The sequence below is a fragment of the Arthrobacter sp. 01N444 genome (assembly GCF_056399305.1).
Genome location: NZ_JBFTRB010000005.1, coordinates 151,401 through 174,872, shown reverse-complemented (window position 1 = coordinate 174,872; position 23,472 = coordinate 151,401). Strand labels below are relative to the sequence as shown.

Sequence of the window (23,472 nt, the reverse complement as noted above, 5' to 3'; positions counted from 1 at the left end):
CCAACAGTCTACAAAATCGGCCGCACGAAGTCGGGGACGCAGGGGAGCCCCCGAGAGTCCCGGCCGGCGCCGGGCCCCAGCGAAGCGGCTAGTTGCCGACTCCCGCGAACGCCAGTGCCTGCCGGATCAGGGCCCCCCGGCCGCCGCTGAATTCCAGCTGCACGTCGGTGCTCATGACCTCCTGCGGGGTCATCCAGGTCAGCTCAAGGGCGTCCTGCCGCGGGGAGCATTCGCCGGTCACAGGAATGACGTACGCCAGGGCAACGGCGTGCTGGCGGTCGTCCGTGAAGCCGGTATGGGACGGGGACGGGAAGTACTCGGCCACGGTGAACGGCACCGGGCTGACCGGAAGCTGCGGGAAGGCGAGCGGGCCCAGGTCCTTCTCCATGTGGCGGAGCAGCGCGGCGCGGATGGTCTCGCGGTAGAGAACGCGGCCGGACACCAGGGACCGGACCATGGTGCCGTCCTCGTCGGCCTGCAGGAGGGTGCCGACCTCGTTCACGAACCCGAGGGGGTCCAGCCGGACCGGAACAGCCTCGACATAGACCATCGGCAGCCTGCCCCGCGCTTCGAACAGGTCGTCGTCGGAGAGCCAGCCGGGATTCGGGTCAGGGGTGCGCACATTCATGGTTAAGTTCTACCCCATCCCGTCCCCGAACCCCGCGCCGTCACTCAGATCGCCAGCACCGATTCCAGCGGCTCGCCGGCGGCAATCCGTGCCAGCAGCGCCGGCTCGGCGGCGTCCGAGTCCAGGGCCAGGCCCAGGACGTCGGCTGCCGCCTCCGCGGACAGGACGATCACGCCGTTGTCGTCACCGAGCACCCAGTCGCCCGGATTGACCTGGACGCCGCCGCACTGCACCGGGACATTGACGGCGGAGACGGCGCTGCGGACCCGCTTGGTGGTCAGGCACGAGGTCCCGCGGGCGAAGACCGGCAGGCCGGTCGCGCGGAGCTCCAGGATGTCGGTGGCCACGCCGTCGACGACGACGCCGGCAGCGCCTTGCGCGGTGGCCGCTGCGGCGGTGACCGCGCCCACCGGCGCGTGCCGGTGGTCCCCGGACATGTCCACGACCAGCACCGCGCCGGGGTACAGCTCCAGCAGGGCGCGGTTCATGGCGTAGGCGTCATTTTCCGCAATGCGCACCGTGACCGCGGGGCCCGCCACCTTGACGCCGTCGAGCAGCGCCCGGATGGCCGGATCCACGAATCCGTCCTCCAGGAAGTGCCCGATCGTGGGGTAGCTGACGGCGGCGAGCCCCTCGCGGAGCCCCTCGGCGAGCCCTGCGTTCACCGCGTTCACGACGTTCACGGGGCGTCCGGCGCCGTGGCGCCGGCAACCACGGCAACGCATTCGATTTCCAGCGCGACGCCCCACAGGCTCACGCAGACAGTGGTCCGCGCCGGCTTGGCCGCCCCGAAGAACTCGGAGTAAACCCGGTTGTAAGCCTCGAGCTGGCTGGGATCCGTGAGGTAGCCGTTGACCTTGACCACATGCTCCAGGCCGGACCCGGCCGCCTCGAGCACGGACCGGAGGTTGATGATGGTCTGGCGGACCTGGTCCTCGAACGTGTCCGGCTGGTCCTCCAGCCCGCTGATCGCGGGGATCTGGCCGGCGGTGAACACGAACCCGTTGGCGGCGACCGCCTGGGAGAACGGGCCGACGGCGGCCGCGCCGCCCGGGATCTGCGCGATCCGTCGGACGGACTCTGTTACGGGCTGAACAGCGGGATCGACAGCGGGGAGAACGGCCTGTGGAGCTGTCATTTGGCAGCCACCGCTTCGGCGGCCGGGCCGGTGCTCGCGTCGGTGGTTGCGTCAGTGACTGCGTCAGTCGGGGCGGAGTCGACGGCGTCGATGTTGCCGTGCCGGGTTTCGGTCAGGACGAACAAGGCGCCGAGCGAGACGAGGGCGGCGGCCATGATGTACCACGCGATGGAGGAACTCTGGTGGGTCATGCCGAGCAGCCAGGTGGTGATGAACGGCGTGGCGGCGCTGCCGAGGAGTCCGGAGAGCATGTAGGCCACCGACAGTCCCGAGTAGCGGACCTTGGAACCGAAGAGTTCGGCGAGGAACGTGGCGATCGGGCCGTAGTTCGCGGCGAAGGCCGTCATCATGGCGAGGTACGCGACGAAGAGCAGCGGCACGGACTTGGTGTCCATCAGCCAGAACATCGGGAACGCGAGGGCTGCCTCGGCGGCCACTCCGGCGTAGATGATCGGCTTGCGGCCGTGCTTGTCAGAGAGCCGGCCGAAGAAAGGGATCAGGACAAAGCACAGGGCGCAGGCGGCCAGCACGACCCATAGCATCAGGGCCTCCGAGTGGCCCAGTTCCTTTTTACCGTAGGAGACGCCCGAGGCCACAAGCAGGGTGAAGGTGCTGCCGGTGGACAGGGTGGCAACGCCGCCGAGGATGACCTGCTTCCAGTACTTGGCCATGAGGGCGGCGAACGGCAACTTGGCCTTGGCGCCGGCTTCCTTGACCGCCTGGAAGGACGGGGTTTCCTCGATGTGCAGCCGGATGTAGATGCCCACGGCCACGAGCAGCGCGGAGGCCAGGAACGGGATGCGCCAGCCCCAGGCGAGAAGCTCTTCGGTGCTGACCGTCGAGGCGACAATGAGGAACGCCACGTTGGCGATCAGGGTTCCGGCGGGCACGCCCACCTGGACCAATGAGCCGTAGAACCCGCGCTTGGATGCGGGAGCGTGCTCCACCGTCATCAGGACCGCTCCGCCCCATTCGCCGCCCAGGGCCAGGCCCTGGATGACGCGCAGGAAGAGCAGCAGCAGCGGCGCCATGATCCCGATGCTGTTGTAATCCGGCAGCAGGCCGATGGCGAAGGTGGCGGCGCCCATTGTCAGCAGTGAAATCAGGAGCATGGATTTGCGGCCCAGGCGGTCCCCGAAGTGGCCGAAGATGATGGCGCCGACCATGCGTGCAATGTAGGCGGAGGCGAAGGTTCCGAAGGCGAGCATGGTGCCCACGATGGGGTCGAAGCTGGGGAAGAAGATCTTATTGAACACGAGCGCGGATGCCGTGCCGAAAACAAAGAGGTCGTACCACTCAACGGTGGTGCCGATGACGCTGGCGAGAGCGATTTTGCGCATTTTTGCGAGGTCCAGACGGGCAGCCGCGTGGGAGGTGGTTTCTACCGATTGAGCCATCAATATCTCCAGATGGGGGTGCGGGGACGAATGTCCAGTGCAAGGTAGTAGCCAACTATTCTGTGTTGGTGATCACAGCTCAATGGCAAAAACCCCACCAGTAAAGGCCTCGAAGTGTGTGTTCACACAACTATCAGGCCCAGGCGACCACCAGCCGCGCGGCCTGGGCCGGAATGGTCAGGTCGATCCCGGTCAGTTCCTGGAAGCGGTTGAGCCGGTTCAGGATGGTGTTCCGGTGGCAGAACAGCTGTTCCGCCGTGGCCGTGATGTTGCCGGTGGAGAGATAGTGCTGCACCGTTTCCCGGAGACGTTCCCGTTCCCCGCCGCGGCATTCCTCCATGGCTTCCTCCAGCTGGGCGGCGAGGTCGAGCCCGGCGTCCTGGAGGTTTTGCTGGGCAAACCGGGCCCATGCGGCATCCGCGGACAGGGGACCGGCGTCGCTGGGGCGCAACAGGGCCGCAAGGCTCTCTGCGGTCCGGGCGGCGGCGGGTAGGCCGCGCAGCCCGTGCACCTCCGGGACATAGCCGGAGGGAATATCCGCCACGAGCGGCGGGGGCTGCGGCGCGCTCCGCGCTTCTCCGGACCTCCCCGACGGTGTCCACGACAAGAGCGGCCAAAACAGGTACGTGTTTCCGCCGGATTCGTGCAGGAAGATCTTCTGTCGGCGCTGGGCGGCGCCGAATTGGGTAGCGGCCGCACGAAGGCGGGCGCCGGCGTCGCCGCTGGCAGCCACGAGGCCGCAGCGGGCATCCGGCCCGATGCCCAGGGCGGAGCCAACCTGCGCGGACGTCTCGGCCGAGGGCGTGCTCTGGTTGAACAGCCGGGCGATAAATTCGTGCTGGATGCTGGACTCCTCCTGGGCCATGCGCACGCGCTCGGTCAGGTAGCTCATGTGGGTGCGGGTGGCGAACTCGTCGACGACCCGCCAGACCTGGTCCACCCGGGAGGCCAGCAGACCGGCATCCTCCGGTGCGGCGATCTCCAGGAGGTCTGCCCACAGGATGCTGAAGTCCAGCCGCACCGCCGAGGTCAGGGACTCCGGCGGTATCCCGGCCCTCGCCCGTTTGGACCCGAGGTCCGAGGCAAAGGCGAGCAGCCCGTCCCGTGCAGTGTCCGCCGGGCCGCCCCGCAGCCCATGGATGAGCCGGCGGAACGTCTCCCGCGCCGTGTCCCGGATTTCCAGGACAGTCACCTGGCTGTCGCCGTATTCCGGGATTTGCCGGACCCGGGCGGTGAACGCCTGGGCCAGGAGGTCCAGCCGCCCTTCCAGCTGGTCCACCAGCTCGCTCCAGCGGAAAGCATCGCCCGGCGATTCAAAATTGTGCATTCTCACATTCTAGGGTCTGTAAAGCGTGGCGCACTGCTAGTTATTTTGGGAAAAGCTACTGGCAGAATGGAATGAAGCACGAAGCGTGAGCCCACTCACACCCGCCGGAAGCGTCGGCGCCCGAATCGTCTCGGCCCGAATCGTCACGGACGGAACTGTCCCCGGATGGGGGTGACCGCACAGGGCCACCGTCAAGACCCGTCACATTTCTTTGGAGTAATCATGGCAAGCAGCGCAAGCAACGCCACTACCACCGCCAGTCCGCAGTTGCCCGGGGTTGTCGATGAGAGCGTGGCCAAGAAAGTCGCCCTCGCGGCCCTCGTCGGCACAGCGCTGGAGTGGTACGACTTCTTCCTGTTCACCACCGCCGCGGCGCTCGTGTTCAACGCCCAGTACTTCGTGTCCCAGGACCCCTTCGTCTCGGCCATGAGCTCCTTCGCCACCCTGGCCGTGGGCTTCGTGGCCCGCCCGATCGGCGGCTTCATCTTCGGTGCCCTGGGCGACAAGGTGGGGCGCAAGAAGATCCTGATGGTCACTATCGTGGGTATCGGCCTCGTGACCGGGCTCATCGGCCTGCTGCCGAACTACATGACGATCGGCGTCGCGGCCCCCATCCTGCTGGTCGCGCTGCGCATCCTGCAGGGCCTCGCCGTCGGCGGCGAGTGGAGCGGCGCCGTCATTATCGCCGTCGAAAACGCCCCGGTCGCCAAACGCGCCCGCTACGCAGCCCTCCCGCAACTCGGCTCGCCGATCGGCACCATCCTGTCCTCCGGCGGGTTCTTCGGAATGCTGTACCTGGTGGGCCAGGCCAACTTCGACGCGTGGGGCTGGCGCATCCCGTTCATCGCGGCGATCCCGCTGCTGGCCGTTTCGATGTGGATCCGCAGCAAGCTCAGCGAATCCCCGGAATTCGAAGCCCTCATGGAGTCCGGCGAGACCGAGCACGCCCCCATCCGCGGAGTCCTGACGAAGAGCTGGCGCCAGATCCTGGTGGGCATGTGCTCCGCGCTGCTGGGTATCGGCGGTTTCTACCTCATCACCAGCTTCGTGGTCTTCTATGGCACCAAGGTGCTCAAGATGCCCTACGAAACGCTGCTGCTCGGCTCGCTGCTGGCCGCCGTCGTGGAAATCTTCGCGCTGGTCTGGGCCGGGCGCATGGGCGAGAAGTTCGGCGCCAGCAAGGTCATCCTCTGGGGCGGCGTCGCCTCCGCCGTCATCGCCGTACCCGTCTTCCTGGCCATCGACACCGCCAACCCCGTCCTGGTCATCCTGGCCATGATCGTCGGCGTATCCACCCTGTCCGTCCCGTACGCGGTGTCCGGCACGGCCCTGACCGCACTCTTCGCCACGAAGGTCCGGTACACCGGCGTCGCCATCACCTCCAACAGCGCCGGCGTCATCTCCGGCTTCGTGCCGCTGATCGCCACGGCCCTCGTGGCCGCCAACGGCAACTCGTTCTGGCCCGGCGCCATCATCTTGCTGGTGGTCTCCGCGCTGACCGCGCTGTCCGGCATTTTCCTCCCCGCACTGAGCATCGAAGAAAAGGGAATGAAGCATTGAGCACAACAACCACCGCCGGGCACCTGATTGTTGCCCAGCTGGAACGAGCCGGTATCCAGCGCGTCTACGGCGTCCCCGGGGAGAGCTTCCTGGACGTGCTGGACGGCCTGCACGGATCCTCCATTGAAACGGTGGTGACCCGCCACGAGGGCGGCGCCGGATTCATGGCCCTCGCCGAAGGCCGGCTCACGGAGCTTCCGGGCGTGGCCATGGTGACCCGAGGTCCGGGCGCGGCCAACGCCTTCATCGCCATCCACACCGCATACCAGGACGCCACCCCGATGATCCTGTTCGTGGGCCTCATCCCGGTCGCGGACCGCGGCCGGGAGTCGTTCCAGGAATTCGACATCAACGCCTGGTTCGGCAGCACCGCCAAGAAAGTCGTGACGCTCGACGACGCCGCCTCCGCCGCCCGCGTGGTGGACGACGCCATCTTCACAGCACTCAGCGGCCGGCCGGGACCCGTGGTGATCGGCCTGCCCGAAGACGTGCTGGTCCACTCCATCGAATCGGCCACGGTGGAGCCCCGGACAGTCGCCCGGACTGAACCTGCAGCAGCCGATCTCGCCGGCCTCGAGACGCGCCTGGCCGCGTCCAGGAAGCCCCTGATCGTGGTGGGCGGCGAAGGCTGGGACCAGGGAGCCTCCGACGCGCTGGCCGGCTGGGCCGCACGCCACGGCGTCCCGGTGCTCGCAGACTTCCGCGCCTACGACGCCGTCCCGCACAACAGCGACGCCTACGCCGGCTACCTCGGCTACGCCCGCAGCGACGCCAACGCCCGCCGCCTCGACGAGGCCGACCTGCTGGTCTTCGTCGGCTGCGTCCGCGCCGACGTGCTCTCCGACGGCTACAAGCGCGGACTGGATGCCGTCACCGTCGTCGTCCACCCCGGCGCCGATCTGCTGGGCCACTTCGGCCGGCTGGACCAGCACATTCCAGCCCACGTCTCGTCCTTCGCCACCGCACTCGCCGCCACGGATTCCGCGGCGGATCCCGAGGCCGGCTGGCTGGCCGGGGCCCGCGCCGACTACGAGAAGTTCTCCACCGCGCAGCCGGACAGCGGGAACGGAGTGGACTCGGAATATGTGGACCTCGACGTCGTCATGGAAATCCTCAAACAGGAAATGGACGACGACGCCGTCATCACCTATGGGGCCGGGAACCACTCGCTGTGGCCGGCCCGCTACCTGAAGCACAACACCGCGAACTCGCTCGCCGCACCCCGCAACGGGGCCATGGGCATGGGGATCCCGGCGGCGGTGGCTGCCTCCCTGGCCTACCCCGGCCGCCAGGTGATTTCCGTGGCCGGTGACGGCTGCTTCATGATGAACGGCCAGGAAATGGCCACGGCCATGGGCCACGGCGGGAAGTTCATCGCCCTCGTGGTGGACAACGGCATCTTCGCCACGATCCGTGAGCACCAGGAAGGCCACTACCCGGGCCGGCCCTCGGGCACGCACATGACCAACCCGGACTTCGCCGCGCTGGCCCGGTCCTACGGCGGCTACGGCGAACGCGTGGAGAAGGCAGAGGACTTCGGCGCCGCTTTCCGCCGTGCCGTCGACTCCGGGCTGCCCGCGGTCCTGCACCTCCCGCAGGACCCCACCACCCGCTCACCCAAGACCGCCAGCAACTGACCGGAGCCCGTCATGATCACCCTGCACAACATCATCAACGGTGAGATCGTCCCCGGCAGCGCCGCCGACGGTTCGGACGCGGCCACCCTGCCGTTCTTCGACCCCGCCACCGGAGTCCAGCTCGGCACCGCCCCGGACAGCGACGCCGCCACCGTGGACCGCGCCTTCCAGGCCGCCCACACCGCCTTCCAGAGCTACAAGCGGACCACCCCCGCCGAACGCCAGGCCATGATGCTCAAACTCGCCGACCTCATCGAGGCCAACGTCGACAGGCTCCTGGACGCCGAGGTAGCCTGCACCGGCAAGCCGCGCCAGATCACCCGCGAGATCGAGATCCTCCGCGGCGCCGACCAGCTGCGCTTCTTCGCCGGCGCCTGCCGCGTGGTGTCCGGGACCGCCCAGACCGAATACGTCCGCGGCTTTTCCTCCACCGTCCGGCGTGAACCCCTCGGCGTGGTCGCCCAGATCACCCCGTGGAACTACCCGTTCATGATGGCCATCTGGAAGATCGGACCGGCGCTCGCCGCCGGCAACACGCTGGTCGTGAAACCGGCCGACACCACGCCTTGGTCCACCCTGGTGCTGGGCGAACTGGCGCAGGAGGCCTACCCCGCCGGCGTCGTCAACGTCATCTGCGGTGGCCGGGGGACCGGTGCCGCCATGGTGGATCACGAGATCCCGGAAATGGTGTCTATCACCGGCTCCACCAGGGCCGGGGCCCAGGTGATGTCCGCGGCGTCGAAGACCCTCAAGGACGTCCATCTGGAACTCGGCGGCAAGGCACCGGCGATCGTTTTCGCCGACACCGACATTGACGTGGCGGCCAGGGAGATCGCGCTCGGTGCGTTCTTCAACGCCGGGCAGGACTGCACCGCCGTGACCCGTGTGCTCGTCGAGGACTCCATCCACCAGGAGTTCGGTGCCGCGCTCGCCGCGGCAGCCGCAGCGCTGCAGGTGGGCGGCGACGCCGCGGACCTGGGCCCGCTGAACAGCGCCGCCCAGCTGGACCGGGTGGAAGGCTTCATGTCCCGGCTGCCCGCGAACGCCAGGGTCCTGGCCGGCGGCAAGCGGACGGGCGCCGGCTTCCACTTCGAACCCACCGTGATCGACGGGGTGTTCCAGGCCGACGAGGTGGTCTGCGAGGAAATCTTCGGACCCGTCGTCACCATCCAGCCCTTCCGGGACGAGGCCGAAGCCTTGGAGCTGGCCAACGGGACCAAGTACGCGCTGGCCTCCAGCGTCTGGTCCAACAACCACGGAGTGGTCACGCGGGTCTCGAACGAGCTGGACTTCGGCGCCGTCTGGATCAACTGCCACCAGGTGATCCCCGCCGAGGCGCCGCACGGCGGTTTCAAGCACTCCGGGACCGGCAAGGACCTCTCAGTCTTTGGCCTGGAGGACTACACCCGCATCAAGTCAGTCACCACCTCCCACCGCTAAAGAACCGCGTAGGTAACCCTTGAAACTCGATCTGCTGCTGCGCAACGCGGACATCATCACCATGGATGAGCGCCGCCCGCATGCCACCTCGCTGGGCGTCTGGCAGGGCCGGATTGTGGGCCTCGACGACGACCTGGCCGGCCTGGACGCGGCCGAAGTCCTGGACCTCGGCGGCGCCACCGTGACCCCCGGCTTCATCGACGCCCACTGCCACACCACCTGGTTCGGGCTCGGCCTGGGCGAACTGGACGTCTCCGCCGCGCGCGGCCTGCACCAGCTCTACGCCCTGCTGGAGGCCGGCATGGCGGCAGACAGCGCGCAGCCTGAGGCAGGGCCAGAGTCTGAGGCAGGGCCAGAACCCGGGACCGGACCGGCGCCGGACTGGCTGCTGGCCACCGGCTTCAGCCAGCAGCAGCACGGCGGCGAGTTCCCGGACATCACCGTTTTGGACCGGATCACGGGAAACCGGCCGCTGTTCATGCGGCACAACTCCGGCCACATGGCCGTCGTCAACACCGCCGCCCTCCGGCTGGCCGGCGCCGAACCGGCGTCGTTTCCGGACCCCGACGGCGGCGTCATTGTCCGCGACGCCGACGGCCGCCCCACCGGGCTGGTCCAGGAAACCGCGCAGCAGCTGATCCAGCAGCTGATCCTGCCGTACTCGTCCGAGGCGATCGAAGCCGCACTGGACCGGGCCACCACCTACTACGCCGCGGAGGGCATCACGAGCTTCACCGAGGCCGGGATCGGCGGCGGCTGGATCGGCCACAGCCCCGTGGAACTGGCCGCCTACCAGCGGGCGGCAGCCGCGGGCAGGCTGCACGCCCGGGCGCAGCTGATGCCCGTCCTGGATGTGCTCCACCCGCTCGGCGGGCAGCACCCGCCGGGCACCACGCCGGCCGGACTGGATCTGGGCATCGCCAGCGGCTTCGGCGGCGACTTCCTGTCCCTGGGCCCGGCGAAGGTGTTCCTGGACGGGTCACTGCTCGGCGAAACGGCCGCGGTCAGCCATGACTACTGCAGCCACGGCGGGACGGACAACACCGGCAACACCGGCTACTTCCAGGCCGAACCGGATGAGCTGCGGGCAAAGATCGAGGCCGCCTACGCGGCCGGCTGGTCGATCGCGGCGCACGCCATCGGCGACCGCGCCGTTGACCTCGCGATCGACATCATCACCGGCTGCGCCGCCAAATACGGCCCCCGGGCCGTGCCCAACAGGATCGAACACGCCTCGATGACCCGGCCGGAACAGCTGCAACGGCTGGCCGCCGCGGACATCGCCGTCACCCCGCAGGCGAGCTTCTTCGCCGACGGCGGGGACGGCATGACGCTGTCCCTCGGCCCGGAACGGCTCGGTTGGGCCTACCGGGCGGCGTCGTTCCTGTCCGCCGGTGTGACACTCGCCGGCAGTTCCGACCGCCCCGTGGCCGACGGAAACGTGCTCCGCGGCATGCAGGCGTTCGTGGACCGGCGCACCGCCTCCGGGGCCGTTTTCGGGAACCCGGACGAGCGGCTGAGCCCGCTCCAGGCCCTGGCGGCGTATACCACCGGAGCCGCCGCAGCCACCGGCGCCTCCGGTGTCAAAGGCTCGCTGACCGTCGGGAAGCTCGCCGATTTCACCGTCCTGTCCGGGTCCCCGCTCACCGCGGCCAGCATCGCCGGGCTCCAGGTGCTGGCCACCGCCGTCGGGGGGGACTTTACGTTCCGGACCGCCGGCATCATGACCCCGGTTGCGGCCCATCCGGCCGCAACCGGTCCATTCTTCAACCCAGCTACCAACCGTTCATAGGGGAAAACCGTGACTACTCACACCACTTTCAGCACCCGCGACGCCGCGTTCGTGCGGGACTTCCACACCATGAGCGAATTCGGCGCTACCGAGAACGGCGGCGTGGACCGCCAGGCTGCCAGCGTGCCGGACGGCCAGCAGCGGCAGTGGCTCACCGGCCTCCTGGAGGCCAACGGCTTCACCGTCCGGTTCGACCGGGCCGGCAACCAGTGGGGCCTTTACGAGGCCGTGCCGGGCGCTCCCTTCGTCGTGGTGGGCTCCCACATGGATTCCCAGCCGACGGCGGGACGCTACGACGGCGCGTACGGCGTGCTTGCCGCAGCCCACGCGGCGTTCCGCCTCGTGGAGCAGTGGGCCGCGGCCGGGGACGCCGGGCAGCCCCGTTTCAACATCGCGGTGGTCAACTGGTTCAACGAGGAGGGCTCACGCTTCAAGCCGTCCATGATGGGTTCCTCCGTCTACACCGGAAAGCTCGAACTCGAAACCGCGCTGGCCACCAAGGACGCGGCCGGAGTCACGGTCCGCGAGGCCCTGGACGCGATCGGCTGCCGGGGCAGTTACGAGGGCCCCGAAGCCGCGTACTGCGCCGAAATCCACATTGAACAGGGCCGGAGCATGGAACGCGAAGGCATCACCATCGGCCTGGTGAACTCCAACTGGGCGGCCAACAAGTACGAGTTCGTGGTCCACGGCGAGCAGGCCCACACCGGATCCACCGTGATCGCGGACCGGAAGGACGCGCTGCTGGGTGCGTCCATGATGGTGGTCGCCGCCCGGGAACTCGCCGACACCTTCCCCGGCGTGCTGCACACGTCCGTGGGGCAACTGAATGTCTACCCCAACTCGCCCGTCGTGGTGCCGTCCCGGGTGAGCCTGCTGCTGGACCTGCGCAGCGCCGATGAAGCTGTCCTAGCCGAGGCCGACGCCCTGCTGGACGAGCGCATCGCCGGGATCGAGAGGCTGGCAAACGTCACGGTGGAGCGCAACCACGCCCACACCTGGCCCGTGACCCCCTACCAGCCCGAAGGCGTGGAACTCGCGGCCAAGGTGGCGGCGGACCTGGGCCTTGCGAACAAGCAGGTCATGACCCTGGCCGGGCACGATTCGACCAACATGAAGGACCTGGTCCCGACGGTGATGCTGTTTGTGCCCAGTGTGGACGGGATCTCCCACAACGAGCACGAATACACCACGGACGAGGACATCGTGGCGGGCCTGGCGATGCTCACCGAGGTAGTGAACCGGCTCTGCAACGGGGCGCTGGAGGACTGACCGCGGCCACCAACGGCTGAACTCCACAGGTCCTCCGCGGCCGCCCCGGAAACCCCCGGGCGCCTGGCGAGTGCCTTCTCAGGCGCCTTCGGGCTTCTGCGAGATCCAGAGCATCGCCCCGTGGGGGTTCTCCGGTAGGTCAGCGGCGTCCGGGTTGGCCACGTGCAGGGTCCGGCCGAAGGCCTCTTCCGTCAGGCTGACCCGGTGGCCGGCGGCCGCGAGGCGGTCCCGCAGGCCGGCGAGGTCACCGGTGTATTCAAACCCCAGGCCGGTCCGGGCCGCGCCGCTGGCGGGCCGGACCATCAGCACGCCGCCGTTCTTCGCCGTGAAATCCGCGGTTTCGTCGTCGTCCGGGGCCGGCCGCAGCCGGGCGCCCATGTTCCGCAGGGTTTGCGCGGCGGCGGCCGCGTCCGGCGTGAACCAGACTTCGACGACGGCGAGGGCCGGATCGGCGTCCGCGCACTGTGCGCCGTGGGCTGCCTTGTCCGCGAAGAAAGCGAACCCGTCCGCGCCCGTGATCCGGCAGGTATCGCCGTGACGGGCGCTGACCAGCTCGGCCGGGGTGGTCCCGTCCTCCGCGCCGGCCAGATTGGTGCGGCGCGCGAATTCTGCCAGGTCTCCGACCTCGACGCCGAAGTCCGTCTTTCCATCCAGCACCATTCCGGCACCGGCACCGTCCCCGGCATCAGCCCCGGCGGCACCCGCCGCTACCCGGTGCAGCGCGAGGCGGCCCGAGCCGGCGTCGAACTCCTGCCAGTTGCCGTCGTCGACTGTGCGCACCATGCCGAGGGCGGACAGCAGGCCCTCCCACTGGTCCATGCGGGAGGTGTAGTGGATCGGGCGGACGCGCAGCATGGGATCTCCTTGCGAGGGACGGTTTTTGGCTCCTCCTGACATGGTGCCACCAAAGCACCCCTCCGGTCAGCACGGCAGGGCACAATGGGGCCATGGCTGTTGAACTGGAGGAACTGCTGGTGAAGGACGCCGCCGAGTGGCGCGCCTGGCTGGAGCAGCACCACGCGCAGAGTCCCGGGGTGTGGCTCGTGCTGCACAAGAAGGGCGGATCGGTGACGGAGCTGGACTACGAGGCCGCGCTGCAGGAGGCGCTGTGTTTCGGCTGGATCGACGGGCAGGGGCGGCGCCGGGACGAGGAAAGCTCGTTCCAGCGGATGACCCGGCGGGGACCCAAGAGCGTGTGGTCGGCCCGGAACGTGGAGCGGATTGACCGCCTGGAGGCGGCAGGGCGGATGGCCCCCGCCGGGCAGGCGGCCGTCGCCGCCGCCAAGGCGGACGGGCGCTGGGAGGCCGCCTATTCGGGCGCGGCGACGGCGGAGGTCCCGGATGACCTCGCCGCCGCCATCGCGGCGGAGCCGCGGGCGCAGGCGATGTTCGAGGTCCTGACGTCCGTGAACCGGTATGCCCTGATCTACCGCACCAACTCGGTCAAGCAGGCCTCGACCCGGGAGCGGAAGATCGTCGGGTTCGTGGAGATGCTGGCCAGGTTCGACACGCCGTACCCGCAGACCAGGCGTCCCCCGGAACCGTAGCGCTCGCCCGCCGCGCATCCCAGAGAATTCCCAGCGCCCTTGCTGGCTGCGGGGAGTTGCCTCTGGCAGGATTGGGCGAATGCTCCTTGCCCAGCGTGCCCCGCGACCCCCTGCCCGCCTGCCGCTGCCGTCCCAGCAGCGGCTCTTCTTCGTGGCAGCGGGCCTGTTAATCGCGGGCGAGACGATCTTCTGGACCGTGCTCGCCGCCGTGCAGTCGAACAGCGGCGTGGCCGACCTGGACGGGCCCGTGCACGACGGAATCGTGGCGTCCCGGACCCCCCTGGCCACCGCCATCCTGGCGGCCGTGACCACGGTGACGTCGCCACTGTGGATGACGGTGATCGGCTGCGCCGTGGCGCTGGCCTGGGCGGTCTTCAAGCGTGAAGTCTGGCGTCCCGCCCTGCTGGTCGGCGCCATGGCGGCCACCTTCGCGGTGTCCACGCTGGTGAAGCACGACGTCGGCCGGAGCCGGCCCGCCGCCAGCGGCTTCATGCTGGGACCGGACGACGCCCTGTCCTTTCCCTCCGGCCATACCTTCGGGGCCGGCGTCTTCCTGTGCGTCCTCAGTTACCTGCTGCTGGCGGCCCGCGGCACGCGGACGGGCAAACGGACGACGTCGGTGCTCGGCTTCGCGGCAGCGGCTGCCGGGACACTGGTGGTTGCCTTCAGCCGCCTGTACCTGGGGTACCACTGGCTGACGGACGTGCTCGCCTCCATGGGCCTGGCGCTCGCCGTTACCGGGATCGTTATCCTGGCCGACGGGCTGCGCGCCGCCGCGGCCCCGTCCGGGCAACACTCAGTGGAGGCGGGACCGTCAGAGTCCGACGCCCATCGCCTGGGCGATCACCACCGCCGAGGCTGAGGACCACGCCTGCGGGTGGCACGACGCCGGATACGGTACCGCGACGCTCGAGTCCTCGGCCCGCACCCCGGCGAACACCTCCGGCAACCGGTGCCCGAAGGAGGCCGCCGCCGCGATCAGGCCGTCGGCGAGGGTGCGTGCCTCTGCGACAAAACCGTCGGCCAGGAGGCCGCGGATCGCGATGGCGGTGTCGTGGCTCCAGACCGAGCCGCAGTGGTAGCTGAAGGGCCAAAACCCTGCGGCCCGCCGCGAAATCGTGTGCACGCCGTAGCCGGAGAACAGCTCGGGGCTCACCAGCCGGTCCGCGACGATCCGGGCTTCGGCCGCGTCCAGGATGCCCGTGCCCAGCAGATGTCCCATGTTCGAGCCCGGGATGTCCAAGGGGACCCCGTGCCCGTCCAGGGCCATTGCCGGGAACGGCCCGCCGTCGTCCTCAACCCAGAAACGCTCCCGGAACCTGAGCCGCAGGGCCGCGGCGAAGTCGCGCAGCGCCTGAGCGCCCGGTTCCCCGAACGCGTCGAACAGTTCCGCCGTCCCCATGGCTGCCTGGTACGCGTAGCCCTGCACCTCGGACAGGGCGATGGGCCCCTCGGCCTGCCGGCCGTCGCGGAACTGCATGGCGTCCCGGGAATCCTTCCAGCCCTGGTTGCTCAGGCCGTGGCCCGTGGAGTCACGGTAGCTGAGGAACCCGCCGTTGCCGGCTGCGCCGTCCGTTCCGGCTGCGCCGTCCGCTGCGCCGTCTACCGGGGAGCCGGCGGCGAGCAGCCACTCCGCGGCGCGTGCCGCGTTCGGCAGCAGCGACCGCACGGCGTCCTCGTCCCGGCCGGTGCGCCAGAGTTCACCGAGCAGGCAAAGCCACAACGGGGTGGAATCCACCGCCCCGAAGTACACCGGCGGCAGGCGCAGGTTCTGGCTCTCAAGAACCAGTTCCTTGGACCGCAGTTCGTGCAGGATCTTGCCGGGTTCCTCGGCGGCCGCCGCGTCCGTCCGGGTGCCCTGGAAAGCAGCCAGCGCGCGCAGGGTGCCCGCCGCCAGCCCGTTGTCCGCGCCGGTGTCCAGAGGCAGCAGCAGCCGCGCAGCCCACAGCGAATCCCGTCCAAACAGCGTGAAGTACCAGGGCGCCCCGGCGGCGATGAACGGGGCGTCCGGCAGCTGGCGGGTGGCCAGGCGGAGCCCGGCCACGTCATCGAGGGAGTTATCCAGGAGCAGGCCCAGGGCCCCGGCAGGTCCGGTCCGCGGCGGCCTGGCCGCGGGCGGGCGGGCAGCCACCACGGCGTCGTCGTCATCGGTGAGGACGGCCTGCCATTCGGCCTCGAACGGCCGGCCCCGGCCCAGGGTTCCGCGCCAGGCGAGGTGGCCTTCCGGGGTGACGGCGCCGGGGGCCGCGACCGCCAGGGTCTTGCCACCCTCCTGCCAGCGCAGCGTGGACCCATCGGCAGAGACCGGCGCGGACGGGTCACGGAAGCGGCTGAGGCGGATCTGGGCCATGTCGGTGAAGTCGGCCGCGAGGGCTACGTCGATTTCGACGTCGAGGGAATCCAGCGAGGTGCGCAGCTGAAGGGTGTGCCGCACCACGCCCGGCGTCACCGTCCAGATCTGGAGGAGCTCGACGGCGGGATCCTCCGTGGGTCCCGGGATGCCCCGGACCAGGCCCCGGACGCGCAGGACGCCGCCGGGCTCGGCCTCGACGGTGGCCGGTTCGGGTTCCAGGCCGTTGACGCGCACGAGCGCCCGGCAGAGCATCCGGGTGTCGCCGTGGAGCAGCCCGGTGAACCCGGCCGGATCAGCGGAGTCACCGGCTCCGGGCGGTTTGACCTCGCCGGCCAGGCGGCCGTCAGGGTCGAGCCACAGCTGGGTGGGGGCGGCAACGGAGCAGTGTTGGCGGTGCAGGCCGGGCTGAACAGTCATCCGCCTACCCTATGCCGGGCACTGGGCGGTCTCAATGCGCCACAGCCCGCTGCCGACCGCCTAAGAGGTCATGGCGTCGGCCGCCGGCGGCCGGAAGGTCCGCCGGCTGCCGGGCTGTGGACTGCGGCCGCGTCGAAACGCGTGCGTAGCCGATTAGCTTCGTCGTGTGTCCGACCTACGGGACGCTTCCATCGGGTTCATCAGAACCATCTTGGCGGTCGCTCTTCGTCACGTTGCCACGGTGGCCAAAGATGATTTGCCGGACATCAGAGAGAACTTTCGCCTCCGCTCTATCGCTTATTCTTAGCGTGGTGGCCCGACTAAGTGGGGGAACGAGCGGGGAGGGAAGTTCTAATCATGGAAAATAACAGTTCTACGTGGGTCCGGTTTTGGAACCGGGGGACGTGGTGGAAAGCGCTCCTGATCGTCGCCGTGTATTGGGGCGTGTACGAACTGATCGGGCTGGGAATAGGTGCACTGGTTGGGGGCTCCATCGACCTGGGAAGCCCCCTGAGCGATCCGCTCAGCGCATTCCTAGGTTTAGCACTCCCTATCTTGCTCTCGGGAATACTCCTCTTTCTCTTCGCTCGCTCTCTCGGCTGGGTCAAGGAAATCTTCGGTCCCCAACCCGTCCGCGGGAAGGCCTGGATGTGGGTCGCAGTCCTCCTCGTCGTCATCCCAATCTTCCTACGGCTGATGGCAACCAACTGGTCCGCCTACTCCATCGGGCTTGTTCTGGTTATGGCGTTCTTCGGATTGTGTGTGGGGTTCACTGAAGAACTCGCCACGCGAGGAATAGTAGTGAACATGCTCCGAAACGGCGGCTATGGCGAACGACTGGTCTTTGTCTTGTCATCCCTGTATTTCGCGCTGCTGCACAGCGGAAACCTCCTCACCGGAATGGCCCCCCTGGTTGTTGCCGTTACCGTCGTCTACACCTTTGGATTCGGTGCCATGATGTACCTCTCCATGCGCGCGACGGGCCGGATCACGTGGGCCATCCTGCTGCATGCCGCCACAGACCCCACAACGTTCCTCGCCACCGGTGGGATCGACGCCACCTCAGCCACAGCTGGGGCGGAAGAACTGATATCACTCGCGGGGCTCTTCAACTGGGCCTATATACTCCTGGCGCTCCTTGCCATCTTCCTCGTCAAGGGCCGCGCCAACCGGACACACGACATCCCCCCAGTCCCCGCCGTGGCCTGACCTGAGGGGCCAGCTCAACAACTCGCTCGGTGTCGCACTAGCGCCCGTAAGCCGATCCCCAAACTGGACGGAAATGCTCCAAGACTGCGGTCGTGCAAGAATCGCGGCATGGATGAGCATGACCGGCAGATGAGGGAACAGCAGTTGATGATCGTCGAGGCTCTGGTGCAGGCGATGGATCGGCGGGACGAGGTCTTCCAGGTGATTGAGGATTCAGAGGACTTGGACGAAGCAATCCGTCGCGTGGGTCAACTGTTGGGCGTGGGAGAAGTGCCCAGCCGGGCAGTCCTCGACATGCAGGCCAGAAGATTCACCCGAGACCAGCGTCAGGCCATCGCTTCCCATGCAGAAGAACTTAGATCAAGGTTGCCCGATGGACACTGAACCGCGCCTGACGGCGGCATCGGTGGTCGCATGGGTTCTGACTGGCGCTCAGCCTGGCCAATACGAGATCGCTCCTGAGGACTCTCAGAAGCGGTCTCGTTCCGAGGCCACGCCAGATCGTGGACCAGGTCGGCTAACTAGTGGACGATTCTCATCTCGTGCGAGGTCTGATTGAGTCGCCGTCCGCCGTCGGGAACGACCGTCACAATGTCCTCGATCCGTACGCCGAACCTGCCCGGCAGGTAGATTCCGGGTTCGATCGAGAAGCACATGCCGGGGTGGAGGATCTGGGTTTCGCCCTCGACCATGTACGGCGGCTCGTGAGTCGTCAGCCCGATTCCGTGCCCGACGCGGTGAATGAAGTAGTCGCCGTAGCCGGCTTCAGTGATCACCGCCCGGGACACGCGATCGATCTCCTGGCACTCGACGCCTGGACGCACGGCCTCGAACCCGGCCTGCTGCGCGAGTCTGACGACGTCGTGAACCTCGCGCTCCTCGGCGGTGGGCTCGCCGACGTGCACGGTCCGCGTCGTGTCTGATCCGTAGCCGTGTTTGAGGCCGCCGAAGTCGAGCACCACCATGTCCCCGTCCTCGATGATCCGCGGGCCGATCTCGTGGTGAGGGTTGGCTCCATTCGGACCCGAACCGACGACGGTGAAGTCCACCTGCGAATGACCGAACTGGCGAAGCAGGTCGGCGAGATCAGAACCGACGTCGGTCTCGCTGCGCCCAGCGAACCGCACGGTGACGATCTCCTCATACGCCTGGTCTGCGGCCGCGCCGGCCGCCGCCAGCCGCTCGATCTCGTCGTCATCCTTGATCGCCCGAAGCATCGGCAGGGCGGTCGTCATCGAGACGTAGGACGACTTGGGCAGCCGATCCTGCAGGCCGAGGAGGTGCATGGCCCAGGCCGAGTCAGAGACGGCATAACGTCCGGTGCCGGCCATCAGCGTGGCAGATTCCGTGTAGGGGTCGCTCCCGTCGGTCCAGTCGGTGATCCGCAGATTCGAGGCGCCGGCGGCCGCTTCCGCGTCGGGCCTCTCGAGCCTCGGAACGATCATGGCGGGATCCGCGTCGACGGGGACCACGAGCATGGTGATGCGTTCAGTGATGGCCACGGGTGCATACCCGGTGAGGTACAGCAGGTCCGGTCCGGGAGTGACCAGGATGCCGTCGAGCCCGGCATCCTGGGCGGCGTGGGCTGCTCGCCGCAACCGTTCGGCGAAGTCATCGGCGGTGAACGGAGCCGGACCGGAAAGGCCGCGATGATCACTCATGGTTCGCATTCTCGTGCGCGGGGCATCCCCGGTCAACCCATCGCCCGGACAGCCGCTCCAGTAACTCTGGAATCACCCGTCGCGGGTGAGCCTTCGGGGCACAGAGGCTTCAGGATGCCGAATCTCGACGTTACGGCTGCTCATCCATCGGAAAGGCGACCGCCTCGCCCACCACGCGAAGCCGCAGCTCCGTGCCGGGGCGGGCGATCGAGGCGTTCCAGTGCCGGATGGTGATGATCTCCCCGCCGCCGGGGTAGCGGTGGTCCGGGATGGCGCCGGCGGCAAGGACCGGCGGGACGGGGAGTTGGAGCCGCACCGTGGTTTCGGGGCCGAAGTAGTCCGTGTCCACCACCGTGCCGCGGATGGGGCCGTCCTCGGAAATGCGGATCTGCTCGGGCCGCAGCATCAGCTGGACCCGGCCCTGGGCCGGCGGGCGGCGCACGGGGATCCCGCCGAGCGAACACGTGGCCAGGGAGCCTTCCATCCAGGCATCCAGGATCACGGCGTCGCCCAGGAACTCGGCGGTGGCACGATCAGCCGGACGCGTGTAGACGACAAACGGGTTGCCGATCTGGGCCAGCTTGCCGCCGCGCATCACGGCCACCTGGTCGGCGAAGGACAGCGCCTCGGCCTGGTCATGCGTGACGAGGATCGTCGTGACGCCGGCGTCCTTCAGGACCTGGGCCACGGCGCGGCGGGTGGCCACCCGCAGGCCGGCGTCCAGGGCGGAGAAGGGCTCGTCCAGCAGCATGAGCGCGGGCTTGCGGGCCAGCGCCCGGGCAAGGGCAACCCGCTGCTGCTGCCCGCCGGAGAGCTGGTGCGGGCGGCGCTTGGCCATGGCCGGGTCCAGTGAGACCATTTCCAGCAGCTCGCCCACCCGCGCCTTGACGCCGCGGCGGCCGCCGGGAAGCTGGGCGGCGTCCAGACCGAAGGAGATGTTCTGCCCGACCGTCAGGTGCGGGAACAGGGCGCCGTCCTGGGCGACGTAGCCGACGTGCCGCTTGTGCGCGGGGACCCAGGCGTTCTCCCCGGCCACCTTGCTTCCGTTGAGCGAGATGCTGCCGGTGTCCGGGTGCTCGAAGCCGGCAATCAGGCGAAGGAGCGTGGTCTTGCCGGAGCCGGAGGGTCCCACGATCGCCGTCGTTCCGCCCTTGGCGACGGAGAGGTTGACGCCCTTGAGGACGGCCTGGGGCCCAAAGTTCTTGGTGACGGCGTCGATTTCCAGGTGGCTGTTGGTGCTGGTGGCCACGGAAGCCGCGACCCGCGGCTCGGGGAGGCGCGAGGGGGCCTCACGCGACGGGTAGACATCGGTCACTGTCCGGCTACTTTCTTGGACTGCTGGAAGAGGAGATAGGTCATGGGCGCCGAGATCAGGATCATCAGCAGCGCATAGGGGGCGGCGCCAGCGTAGTCGATCTCGCTGCTCTTGCTCCAGAACTCGGTGGCGAGGGTGCGGGTCCCGTTGGGCGAGAGCAGGAGGGTGGCGGTGAGCTCGTTGACAATCCCCAGGAACACCAGGGCCGCGCCGCCAGCCGCGGCGGGGGCCGTGAGCCGCAGCGTCACGCGCAGGAAGGCCAGCAGCGGCGGCTTGCCGAGCACCTGGGCGGCCTCGTCGAGTTCCTTCGGTGCCTGGGACAGCCCCGAGCGGATGTTCACGAGGGCCCGGGGGAGGAACAGCAGCACGTAGGCCGCGATGAGCAGCGCTGAGGTCTGGTACATGCTGGGCACCATCCGGATGCTCACGGTCACGAAGGCCAGGCCCACCACGATCCCGGGCATGGAGCTGGTGATGTAGTTGGACAGCTCCAGGGACTTGCTGAACCAGCCGGGACGCCGCACGGCCAGGTAAGCCATGGGGAACGCGACCACGGTGGTGGCGACGGCCGCCGCGAGGCCGTAGGCCAAGGTCTGCAGGAGGGCCGGCATGAATTCTTCGGCGGCCCAGATTTCCGGGCCGCCGGCGACGATCCAGCGCAGCACAAACGTCAGCGGCAGCCCGAACGCCAGCCCGGTGAGGGCGATCAGGGACAGCTGGGCGGGGAGCTGGTAGGCGTGCAGGGGCAGCCGCAAGGCGCGTGCCTGGGCCCCGGAGCCGATCCTGGCGTACCGGGCGCTGCCGCGGCTGCGGACCTCCACGAGCAGCAGGATCAGGCAGAGGAACACCAGCACGCTGGCCAGCATGTTCCCGGCGGTGCCGTTGAACGTGGACTGGTACTGGACCATGATCGCGGTGGTGAAGGTGTCGAAGCGGATCATCGCGAAGGCCCCGTATTCGGCCAGCAGGTGCAGCGCGACCAGCAGCCCGCCGCCGGTCATGGCGATGCGCAGCTGCGGGAGCACCACGCGGAAGAACGCGCGCCAGGCGCCGAGGCCGAGGGAGGCGGCGGACTGTTCGATCGCCGGGTCCAGGCGGCTGAGCGTCGCGGCGGCCGGGATGTACACGAGCGGGAAATAGGACAGGGTGGCGATCAGGACCCCGGACCACAGCCCGCCAAGGGACGGCACCGCGGAAACCCACGCGTAGCTGTTGACGAAGGCGGGGATGGCCAGCGGGGCGGCGAGCAGCACGGCCCACCACTTGCGGCCCACAAGGCTGGTGCGTTCGACGAGCCACGCGCCGCCGACGCCCAGGACGAGGCACAGCGGCACCGTCACCACGGTCAGCAGCACCGTGTTGAGCAGGAGTTCGCCCACGCGCGGGCGGAAGATCAGGGCCATTGCGGTGTCCCAGCCGGTGGAGGCTGTCATGAAGACCACGTAGGCCAGGGGCACCAGGGAAAACAGGGCGATGAGGACCGCGATGATGGACACGACAGAGACGCCGAAAGGCGGGCGGGGGCGTTTACCCCTGCCCGCCGTCGTCGTGTCAGTCGTCAAATCCCCAGAGGGACCGGGGACCGCCAGCTTGTTAGTCACTGCGGCTACAGCAGTCCTGCCTGGGTCATCAGCTCGGTGACCTTGGCGGAATTGAGTTTGGCGGGATCCACGGTGGGGGCCTGCAACTCCTTGAGCGGAACCAGCTTGTCGTTGGACGGGACGTCCGAGCCGACAGCGTATTCGAAGGAGGTGCCCTTCTGGAGCACTTCCTGGCCCTTCTTGCCGGTGATGAACTTCAGGAAGGACTGGGCCGCCGCGGCGTTCTTGGAAGACTTCAGCACGCCGCCGCCGGAGATGGAGACGAAGGCGCCCGGGTCCTGGTTCTTGAAGTAGAACGGCGTGACGTTGTTGGAGTTCTCGCCGGTCTTGGCCTGGTCGCCGTAGTAGTAATAGTGGTAGATCAGCGCGGCGTCGACTTCGCCGGCGTTGACGGCCTTCATAGCCGTGCTGTTGCCCTTGTACGGCTTGGAGTTTTCCTTCATGCCCTTGAGCCAGGCCTCAGTGGCGGCTTCGCCCTTGAGTTCCAGCAGGGCCGAGACGATCGCCTGGAAGTCGGCGCCCGACGGCGAGGCAGCCCACTTTCCCTTCCACTCGGGGTTGGCCAGGTCCAGCATGGACTTGGGCAGCTTGTCGGCGCTGATCTTGTTCTTGTCGTAGACCAGCACGGTGGAGCGGGCCGCGATGCCGGTCCACTTGTTGGTGGAGGGGCGGAATTCGGCGGGGACCTGGTCCACGGTGGCCTTGTCCACATCCGCGAAGAGGCCGGCGTTTTCCACCTGGGCCATGGCGGGGGAGTTCTCGGTGAGGAAGACGTCCGCCGGTGAGGCCTGGCCTTCCTGCACGATCTGGTTGGACATCTCGGTGTCGTCGCCCTGGCGCACGGTCACCTTTATGCCGGTCTCGGCGGTGAAGGCGTCGATCCACTCTTTGGTCAGGGATTCGTGCTGGGCGTTATAGACCGTGATCTCGCCGGCGGCGGAGCCGTTGGCGGCAGCGCTGCTGCCGGCCGTGGAGGAGGAACCGGAGCCGCAGGCGGCCAGGCCCAGGGCGGCAGTGGCGGCCAGGGCGATGCCCGCCAGCGCGTTGGTGCGGATCTTCATGGGGCTACTTTCTACAAGGAAGTCGTCGTAGTGCCCTGCCCCCCGTGAGCGGGGAAGTTAGGGCATGCTCACTAAGAAAGACTGTAGGTTAGCCAAACCTAAGCGACCAACCTGAGG

The 23,472-nt window shown here is 68.4% G+C and carries 20 protein-coding genes; 9 read left to right on the top strand and 11 right to left on the bottom strand.

The window, feature by feature from the left end; genetic code table 11:
- Positions 1 to 88: 88 nt before the first annotated feature.
- From AC1DKN_RS08470 to AC1DKN_RS08450, 5 genes are all read right to left on the bottom strand, one after another.
- Positions 89 to 628, bottom strand: a complete 540-nt coding sequence (locus AC1DKN_RS08470) for an NUDIX hydrolase family protein (RefSeq protein WP_223914477.1) — start codon at positions 626 to 628, stop codon at positions 89 to 91.
- Between the two features lie 44 nt (positions 629 to 672).
- Positions 673 to 1,311, bottom strand: coding sequence for an RraA family protein (locus AC1DKN_RS08465; protein ID WP_476871014.1), 639 nt, complete (start codon positions 1,309 to 1,311; stop codon positions 673 to 675).
- Positions 1,308 to 1,766 carry a RidA family protein gene (locus tag AC1DKN_RS08460; protein WP_476871013.1) on the bottom strand — a complete coding sequence of 153 codons (459 nt, stop codon included), beginning with the start codon at positions 1,764 to 1,766 and terminating at the stop codon, positions 1,308 to 1,310. The genes AC1DKN_RS08465 and AC1DKN_RS08460 overlap by 4 nt, the downstream gene beginning before the upstream one ends.
- On the bottom strand, positions 1,763 to 3,163 hold the full coding sequence (locus AC1DKN_RS08455) for an MFS transporter (protein WP_476871012.1): 1,401 nt from the start codon (positions 3,161 to 3,163) through the stop codon (positions 1,763 to 1,765). The genes AC1DKN_RS08460 and AC1DKN_RS08455 overlap by 4 nt, the downstream gene beginning before the upstream one ends.
- 133 nt (positions 3,164 to 3,296) lie before the next feature.
- Positions 3,297 to 4,490 (bottom strand): PucR family transcriptional regulator, encoded by a 1,194-nt coding sequence (locus AC1DKN_RS08450; RefSeq protein ID WP_476871011.1) that lies wholly within the window; start codon positions 4,488 to 4,490, stop codon positions 3,297 to 3,299.
- A 222-nt stretch (positions 4,491 to 4,712) separates the two neighbouring features.
- Here AC1DKN_RS08450 and AC1DKN_RS08445 point away from each other — a divergent pair, with 222 nt between their 5' ends.
- The 5 genes from AC1DKN_RS08445 to AC1DKN_RS08425 are packed head-to-tail and all read left to right on the top strand — an operon-like array spanning position 4,713 to position 12,191.
- A complete protein-coding gene (locus AC1DKN_RS08445; protein ID WP_223914472.1) occupies positions 4,713 to 6,050 on the top strand; it encodes an MFS transporter in 1,338 nt (445 codons plus the stop codon).
- Positions 6,047 to 7,687, top strand: coding sequence for a thiamine pyrophosphate-dependent enzyme (locus AC1DKN_RS08440; protein ID WP_476871010.1), 1,641 nt, complete (start codon positions 6,047 to 6,049; stop codon positions 7,685 to 7,687). The genes AC1DKN_RS08445 and AC1DKN_RS08440 overlap by 4 nt, the downstream gene beginning before the upstream one ends.
- 12 nt (positions 7,688 to 7,699) lie before the next feature.
- Positions 7,700 to 9,127 (top strand): gamma-aminobutyraldehyde dehydrogenase, encoded by a 1,428-nt coding sequence (locus AC1DKN_RS08435; protein WP_476871009.1) that lies wholly within the window; start codon positions 7,700 to 7,702, stop codon positions 9,125 to 9,127.
- Between the two features lie 19 nt (positions 9,128 to 9,146).
- Entirely contained in the window at positions 9,147 to 10,919 is a 1,773-nt protein-coding gene (locus tag AC1DKN_RS08430) for an amidohydrolase (protein WP_476871008.1), read from the top strand.
- A gap of 9 nt (positions 10,920 to 10,928) precedes the next feature.
- Positions 10,929 to 12,191 carry a M20 family metallo-hydrolase gene (locus AC1DKN_RS08425; protein ID WP_476871007.1) on the top strand — a complete coding sequence of 421 codons (1,263 nt, stop codon included), beginning with the start codon at positions 10,929 to 10,931 and terminating at the stop codon, positions 12,189 to 12,191.
- A 78-nt stretch (positions 12,192 to 12,269) separates the two neighbouring features.
- Here AC1DKN_RS08425 and AC1DKN_RS08420 read toward each other — a convergent pair whose 3' ends face one another.
- Positions 12,270 to 13,046: a VOC family protein gene (locus AC1DKN_RS08420; RefSeq protein WP_476857851.1), complete on the bottom strand. Its 777-nt coding sequence runs from the start codon at positions 13,044 to 13,046 to the stop codon at positions 12,270 to 12,272.
- A gap of 92 nt (positions 13,047 to 13,138) precedes the next feature.
- Between AC1DKN_RS08420 and AC1DKN_RS08415 the strand changes: the two genes are divergently transcribed.
- Both AC1DKN_RS08415 and AC1DKN_RS08410 read left to right on the top strand, forming a co-directional pair.
- Positions 13,139 to 13,738 carry a YdeI/OmpD-associated family protein gene (locus AC1DKN_RS08415; RefSeq protein ID WP_476871006.1) on the top strand — a complete coding sequence of 200 codons (600 nt, stop codon included), beginning with the start codon at positions 13,139 to 13,141 and terminating at the stop codon, positions 13,736 to 13,738.
- 79 nt (positions 13,739 to 13,817) lie between these two features.
- On the top strand, positions 13,818 to 14,600 hold the full coding sequence (locus tag AC1DKN_RS08410) for a phosphatase PAP2 family protein (protein WP_476857852.1): 783 nt from the start codon (positions 13,818 to 13,820) through the stop codon (positions 14,598 to 14,600).
- On the opposite strand, the gene AC1DKN_RS08405 is transcribed toward AC1DKN_RS08410, so the two are convergent.
- On the bottom strand, positions 14,553 to 16,508 hold the full coding sequence (locus AC1DKN_RS08405; RefSeq protein ID WP_476871005.1) for a glycogen debranching N-terminal domain-containing protein: 1,956 nt from the start codon (positions 16,506 to 16,508) through the stop codon (positions 14,553 to 14,555). The two genes, AC1DKN_RS08410 and AC1DKN_RS08405, sit on opposite strands and share 48 nt — an antisense overlap.
- A gap of 357 nt (positions 16,509 to 16,865) precedes the next feature.
- Between AC1DKN_RS08405 and AC1DKN_RS08400 the strand changes: the two genes are divergently transcribed.
- Positions 16,866 to 17,717, top strand: a complete 852-nt coding sequence (locus AC1DKN_RS08400; RefSeq protein WP_476860086.1) for a lysostaphin resistance A-like protein — start codon at positions 16,866 to 16,868, stop codon at positions 17,715 to 17,717.
- A 108-nt stretch (positions 17,718 to 17,825) separates the two neighbouring features.
- Positions 17,826 to 18,101: a DNA gyrase subunit A gene (locus AC1DKN_RS08395; protein ID WP_476850567.1), complete on the top strand. Its 276-nt coding sequence runs from the start codon at positions 17,826 to 17,828 to the stop codon at positions 18,099 to 18,101.
- A gap of 137 nt (positions 18,102 to 18,238) precedes the next feature.
- Here AC1DKN_RS08395 and AC1DKN_RS08390 read toward each other — a convergent pair whose 3' ends face one another.
- The 4 genes from AC1DKN_RS08390 to AC1DKN_RS08375 form a co-directional block, all read right to left on the bottom strand.
- Positions 18,239 to 19,378: an aminopeptidase P family protein gene (locus AC1DKN_RS08390; RefSeq protein WP_476871004.1), complete on the bottom strand. Its 1,140-nt coding sequence runs from the start codon at positions 19,376 to 19,378 to the stop codon at positions 18,239 to 18,241.
- 130 nt (positions 19,379 to 19,508) lie between these two features.
- On the bottom strand, positions 19,509 to 20,693 hold the full coding sequence (locus AC1DKN_RS08385) for an ABC transporter ATP-binding protein (RefSeq protein WP_476857856.1): 1,185 nt from the start codon (positions 20,691 to 20,693) through the stop codon (positions 19,509 to 19,511).
- A complete protein-coding gene (locus tag AC1DKN_RS08380) occupies positions 20,690 to 22,189 on the bottom strand; it encodes an ABC transporter permease (RefSeq protein WP_043436715.1) in 1,500 nt (499 codons plus the stop codon). Before AC1DKN_RS08380 ends, AC1DKN_RS08385 begins: the two co-directional genes overlap by 4 nt.
- Positions 22,190 to 22,299: 110 nt before the next feature.
- A complete protein-coding gene (locus AC1DKN_RS08375; RefSeq protein ID WP_230007976.1) occupies positions 22,300 to 23,355 on the bottom strand; it encodes an iron ABC transporter substrate-binding protein in 1,056 nt (351 codons plus the stop codon).
- Positions 23,356 to 23,472: the final 117 nt, after the last annotated feature.